This is a genomic window from Sphingomonas sp. FUKUSWIS1 (assembly GCF_000733135.1).
In the GTDB taxonomy this organism is placed as follows: Bacteria; Pseudomonadota; Alphaproteobacteria; order Sphingomonadales; family Sphingomonadaceae; genus Sphingomonas; species Sphingomonas aerolata.
In genome coordinates this window covers 1-5,723 of record NZ_JPJC01000079.1, presented here as the reverse complement: position 1 = coordinate 5,723, position 5,723 = coordinate 1, and the positions used below count along the sequence as shown (strand labels likewise).

Here is a 5,723-nt window from a genome sequence, read left to right as displayed (position 1 = left end):
GGGCCGCGCGATCCGCGGTGCCGGGCAGCAACGGGCCGGGGCCGCGGTCGTTCAGCGGCCAGGCCGATGCGGGGCTGGATTTGGGGGGCGATTTCGGGGGCGATTTCGGCGGGCCCCAGCCGTCGGTCATGTCATGTCCTGTCGTCACCGGTGCGCCGCGCACGACGCGAAAGCCGCGCTGCTATGCGATGGCGTCACCGGTGACAATCAGGCGGTCGGCTTAGGCGGACACGGTTTCCAGCGCCGGATAGTCGATATAGCCCTCGGGGCCCTGGCTGTACCAGGTCTTCGGGTTATCCTGCGCCAGCGGTGCGCCGGTACGCAGGCGCTCGGGCAGGTCGGGGTTCGCAATGAACGTCCGCCCGAAACTGATCGCATCGGCATCGCCCTTGTCGAGCTCGGCCTGCGCCTTTTCGAGCGTGTCGTAATCCGAGTTCACGACCAGCACGCCCTTGAAGACCTTGCGGATTGCCGGGCTGAGCTTTGGCACGTCGGTCTTGCCGAAGGTGCCGTCGGGACCCGGCTCGCGCAGCTCGAGGAAGGCGATGCCGAGATCGGACAGCGCCTTGGCGGCGGCGGTGAACAGCGGCTCGGGGTTGCTGTCGTCGACGCCCTGCGAATCGCCATTGGGCGAGAGGCGGACACTGGTGCGATCGGCGCCGGCGACCGAGATCACACGCTCGGTGACTTCGCGAAGCAGGCGGATGCGGTTCTCGATGCTGCCACCATAGTCATCGGTGCGGCTGTTCGCGTTGTCGCGCAGGAACTGGTCGATCAGATAGCCGTTCGCGGCATGGATCTGGACGCCGTCGAACCCGGCTTCCAGCGCGTTCTTCGTCGCGAGCTCATAGTCGTTCAGCAGCCGCGGAATCTCGTTCAGCTCGAGCGGACGCGCGACCTCGAAATCCTTCTTGCCCTCGAACGTATGCGCCTGGCCTTCGGTCTTGGTCGCGGACGACGAGACGGGCTGGCCGCCGATCACCGACGAATGAACCTGGCGGCCCATATGCCAGAGCTGCGCGATGATGCGGCCGCCGGCGGCGTGCACGGCTGCGGTAACGGGCTTCCACGCCTCGACCTGCGCCTGCGTCCACAGGCCCGGCGCGAATGGCCAGCCCAGGCCTTCGCGGCTGATGCCGGTGGCTTCCGAGATGATCAGGCCGGCGCTGGCGCGCTGCGTGTAATAGTCGATCATGAGGTCGGACGGGACGGCGTCCTTGTCCGAACGCCCGCGGGTGAGCGGCGCCATGAGGATGCGGTTGGGCGCTTCGACGGCGCCGAGCGTGATGGGATCGAAAAGGCTTGGCATGGGGGCTCCTTAATGCCTGACGGGGGCAAGATAGGACGCTACAGCGCGGCATGCATCGCCCCGCCCCGCAAAGAATATCTAGCGTGCCCGAAACGCCGACGGCGACGACGACCGGTGCCCCCGGCACGCTCGCGTTCGGCGCGCTGCTGATCGCCAATGTCGCGCTCGCATTCGGGCCGTGGTTCGTCCGCGCGACCGAGGTCGGACCGGTCGCGGCAGGATTCTGGCGGCTGACGCTGGCGGTGCCGTTTCTCGTCCTGCTCGCAGCGCAGCAGGGCGCGCGACCGACGCGGCTCGGCCGCGGCGTCTGGATCGGGCTGATCGCGGGCGGCGTGTGCTTTGCCGCGGATCTCGGCAGCTGGCATCTCGGCATCCTGCGCACCACGCTCGCCAATGCGACGCTGTTCGGCAATGCGGCGACGCTAATGTTCCCGATCTACGGGTTCCTCGTTGCGCGGACCTGGCCGACGCGGACGCAGGGCTGGGCGCTGATGCTCGCCGCGGCGGGCGCGGCGCTGCTGCTCGGGCGCTCCTATCAGCTCGATGCGAAGAACCTGGCGGGTGATCTGCTCTGCATCCTCGCGGGGCTGCTCTACACGGTGTATTTCATCCTGATGGCGCGCGCGCGGACGACGCTCGCCCCCTTGTCCGCGCTGGTGCTGTCGACATTGGCGGGCATCGTGCCGTTGCTGGTGTTCGCCCTTGCGATGGGCGAGCGGATCGTGCCGGCGCAGTGGGGGCCGCTGATCGGGCTCGCGCTGTGCAGCCAGGTGCTGGGCCAGGGGTTGATGATCTATGCGCTCGGGCGGTTTTCGCCGCTGGTGATCGGCATCGCGCTGCTGATCCAGCCGGTCGTCGCAGGCACGGTCGGCTGGCTGGTCTATGGCGAGCGGCTTGGCCTGCCCGATCTGGTCGGCGTCGTCATGGTCGCGATCGCGCTGGTGCTGGTCCGCCGGACCCCGGCCGATCGCCCCCCTATTGAAGAGGCGCTCGACACGCCTGATCTTGGACGGCAGGAGACGGTATGACCCAAGACCTCACGCTCGATGAAATCCGTTCGCTGCTCGCCCCCGGCATCGCCGCCAATGCGGCGTTCGACGGGTGGAGCGACGCGGCGCGCGACATGGCGGCGGACGCGGCGGGCATCGACCGCGACGTCGCCGCGCTCGCCTTCGAAGAGGGACCGGTCGACATGATCGACGCCTGGTTCGCCGATATCGACGTCGCGATGCTCGAAAGCGTGCCGCCCGAACGGCTGTCGGCGATGAAGATCCGCGCCCGGATCGCCGCGCTAATCGAGGCCCGGCTGCAGGCGACCGCGGCCGACCGCGAATCGCTGCGCCGCGCGCTGGCGATCCTCGCCCTGCCGCAGAATCTGACCAAGGCGGGGCGGCTCGGCTGGCGGACGGTCGACACGATCTGGCGGGCCGCGGGCGACGTCGCGACCGATTACAATCATTATACCAAGCGGACGATCCTGCTCGGCGTCTATGCCGCGACGGTCACGGTCTTCCTCGACGACGACAGCGAGGGGTTTGCCGAGACGCGCGCGTTCCTCAGCCGGCGGATCGACGGCATCATGCGGTTCGAGACCGCAAAGTCGGGCTTTCTCAAGCGGACAGAGCATGGCTTCAGCCTGTCGCGGTTCGTCGGGCGGTTGCGCTATCCCGTGGCATGAGCGCGTTGCGGCACGTCGTCACGGGGCGACGGAATGCGCGCAATCTGCGTCAAGCACGTGTGCCGGGGCTTCCCTTGGCGATCCGTTACTGATAATCAGTCGCATCATGGACACTCGCCCCGATCGTTCCGTCAGTCTCGAAACGCTGCCCCGCAAGCAGCATGGCATCGTCGCTGCGATCGACTGGGCTCGACTGGCGGGCCCCGAGGCACGCCGGTTGCGCGAACTGGGCTTTGACGAGGGTGTCGATGTCGAGGTTCTTCACCGCGCGACGCTGGGCCAGGGTCCGATCGCCTGCCGGATCGGCCGGATGACCGTCGCATTGCGGCGTGCGGTCGCAGGTGCGATTCGCGTATCACCCACGCCAGCCGCCGCAGAATAATCAGCCTGACATTATGAACGCAGCACCGCTGGTCGCGCTGGTCGGCAATCCCAATGCCGGCAAGAGCGCGCTGTTTAATGCGCTGACGGGTGCGCGGCAGAAGGTCGGCAATTATCCAGGCGTGACGGTCGAGCGCAAGGCCGGACGGCTGACGCTCGATGACGGCCGCCCGGTCGAGCTGGTCGACCTTCCCGGCGCCTACAGCCTCGAGCCCTCCTCCCCCGATGAGCGCGTCACGCGCGACGTCGTCACCGGAACGCAGGACGGCGAACGCCTGCCCGACGCGCTGGTCGTGGTCGTCGATGCCGCCAATCTCGACAATCACCTGCGCTTCACGCTCCAGCTGATCGCGCTCGGCCTGCCCGTCGTGGTGGCGCTCAACATGGTCGATCTCGCCGAACGCGACGGGTTGAAACTCGATGCGGCGGTGCTTTCGCGAGAACTTGGCGTGCCGGTGATCCCGACCGTCGCGGTCCGCAAACGCGGGCTCGACGCGCTGCGTGCGATCCTGACGCAGACCGTCGTCAACGGTCCGATCCGGCTGCGCAAGTCGGACGGCAGTGTGCAGGACGACATCGTCACGCTGCAGCGGCGCGCGCGCGACATCGCGACGGCCGCCACGCTGTCCGAGACGCCGGTACGGCGCTGGACGCACATGCTCGACGGGGTCGCGCTGCATCCCATCGCCGGGCCGGTGCTACTGCTGGCGATCATGTTCCTGATGTTCCAGGCGGTCTTCAGCTGGGCGCAGCCGTTCATGGACCTGATCGACGGCGGCTTCACGGCGCTGCAGGCGTTCATCACGTCGGAGCTTCCCGATTCGCTGCTCCGGTCGCTGCTGGTCGACGGGGTGATCAAGGGCGTCGGCGCTGTGATCGTGTTCCTGCCGCAGATCCTGATCCTGTTCCTGTTCATCCTCGTGCTCGAGGCGAGCGGTTATATGGTCCGCGCGGCGTTCCTGATGGACCGCGTGATGGCGAGCGTCGGGCTGTCGGGGCGCGCGTTCATCCCGCTGCTGTCGAGTTTCGCCTGCGCGATCCCCGGGATCATGGCGACGCGGACGATCGACGACGAGAAGGACAGGCTGACGACGATCCTGATCGCGCCGCTGATGACCTGCTCCGCGCGGCTGCCGGTCTACACGCTGATCATCGGCGCATTCATTCCCAACACGCAGGTCCTGCCGTTCGTCGGCCTTCAGGGGCTGGTGATGCTCGGGCTGTACGTGATGGGCATCGTCGGTGCGTTCGTCGCCGCGCTGGTGCTGCGCCGGACGGTCACCAAGGGCGTGTCGTCGGGCTTCATGATGGAGATGCCGAAATATCAGTGGCCGCAGTGGCGCGACGTCGGCATCGGCCTGTGGAGCCGCGCGCAGATCTTCCTGAAGCGTGCGGGCGGCATCATCCTGGTGTCGACCGTGATCCTGTGGGTGATGCTGAGCTTTCCCAAGCCGCCTGAAGGCAGCAAGGTGTCGCCGGTCGATTATTCGGCGGCGGGACGGATCGCCAACGGCATTGCCCCGGTGTTCGCGCCGATCGGCTTCAACCGCGACATCGTGCTTGCACTGATCCCGGCGATGGCCGCGCGCGAGGTTGCGGTCGCGGCGATCGGCACGGTCTATGCGATCGACGATCCCGACAGCAACCAGGGCGGCAAGGCGATGGTCGAGAATCTGCGCGGCCGCTGGACCCTGCCGACCGCGCTCGCCTTCCTGATGTGGTTCGTATTCGCGCCGCAGTGCATCTCGACGATCGCCGTCACGCGTCGCGAGACGAACGGGTGGAAATGGCCGGCGTTCATGGTTGGCTATTTGTTCGCCGCCGCCTACATCATGGCCGGAATCACATATTGGCTGGCGGTGTTCGCCGGCCTCTGAGGGGCATCATGGCAGGCAGCGTCAACAAGGTCATCATCGTCGGCAATCTCGGCCGCGATCCCGAAAGCAAGCAGTTCCAGAACGGCGGCAAGGTCGTCAATCTGCGCATCGCGACGTCCGAGTCCTGGAAGGACAAGATGTCGGGCGAGCGCAAGGAAAAGACTGAATGGCATTCGGTTGCCATCTTCAACGAAGGCCTCGCCAACGTCGCGGAGAAGTATCTGCGCAAGGGCTCGAAGGTCTATATCGAGGGCGCACTCCAGACGCGCAAATGGCAGGACGCGCAGGGCCAGGACAAGTATTCGACCGAGATCGTGCTGCAGGGCTTCAACAGCGTGCTGACGATGCTCGACGGCCCGAATGGCGGCCAGGGCGGCGGCGCAGGCGGTGGCGGTGGTAGCCGCGGCGGCGGCGACGATTGGGCCGGCGGCGGCAACGACTTTGGCGGCGGCTCGTCAGGCGGCGGCGGTTACGGCGG

6 protein-coding genes are annotated in these 5,723 nt (G+C 67.2%); 5 read left to right on the top strand and 1 reads right to left on the bottom strand.

Translation table 11 applies throughout. The features are described from left to right. Positions 1–220: 220 nt before the first annotated feature. Positions 221–1,309, bottom strand: a complete 1,089-nt coding sequence (locus sphsw_RS05840) for an alkene reductase (protein ID WP_031439777.1) — start codon at positions 1,307–1,309, stop codon at positions 221–223. Between the two features lie 50 nt (positions 1,310–1,359). Here sphsw_RS05840 and sphsw_RS05835 point away from each other — a divergent pair, with 50 nt between their 5' ends. The 5 genes from sphsw_RS05835 to ssb form a co-directional block, all read left to right on the top strand. Next, positions 1,360–2,337, top strand: a complete 978-nt coding sequence (locus sphsw_RS05835; RefSeq protein WP_081874168.1) for a DMT family transporter — start codon at positions 1,360–1,362, stop codon at positions 2,335–2,337. Continuing rightward, positions 2,334–2,987, top strand: coding sequence for a COQ9 family protein (locus sphsw_RS05830; RefSeq protein WP_031439775.1), 654 nt, complete (start codon positions 2,334–2,336; stop codon positions 2,985–2,987). Before sphsw_RS05835 ends, sphsw_RS05830 begins: the two co-directional genes overlap by 4 nt. Positions 2,988–3,093: 106 nt before the next feature. Continuing rightward, a complete protein-coding gene (locus sphsw_RS05825) occupies positions 3,094–3,369 on the top strand; it encodes a FeoA family protein (protein WP_031394931.1) in 276 nt (91 codons plus the stop codon). Between the two features lie 13 nt (positions 3,370–3,382). After that, on the top strand, positions 3,383–5,245 hold the full coding sequence (gene feoB, locus sphsw_RS05820) for a ferrous iron transporter B (RefSeq protein ID WP_031439774.1): 1,863 nt from the start codon (positions 3,383–3,385) through the stop codon (positions 5,243–5,245). Positions 5,246–5,253: 8 nt separating this feature from the next. Next, the coding region (gene ssb / locus sphsw_RS05815) for a single-stranded DNA-binding protein (protein ID WP_031394933.1) at positions 5,254–5,723 on the top strand (470 nt) is incomplete at its 3' end.

Bases quoted from the DNA above. Each gene is read 5' to 3' on its own strand.
- sphsw_RS05840 (WP_031439777.1), bottom strand. From the start codon at position 1,309: ATGCCAAGCCTTTTCGATCCCATCACGCTCGGCGCCGTCGAAGCGCCC.
- sphsw_RS05835 (WP_081874168.1), top strand. From the start codon at position 1,360: ATGCATCGCCCCGCCCCGCAAAGAATATCTAGCGTGCCCGAAACGCCG.
- sphsw_RS05830 (WP_031439775.1), top strand. From the start codon at position 2,334: ATGACCCAAGACCTCACGCTCGATGAAATCCGTTCGCTGCTCGCCCCC.
- sphsw_RS05825 (WP_031394931.1), top strand. From the start codon at position 3,094: ATGGACACTCGCCCCGATCGTTCCGTCAGTCTCGAAACGCTGCCCCGC.
- feoB (WP_031439774.1), top strand. From the start codon at position 3,383: ATGAACGCAGCACCGCTGGTCGCGCTGGTCGGCAATCCCAATGCCGGC.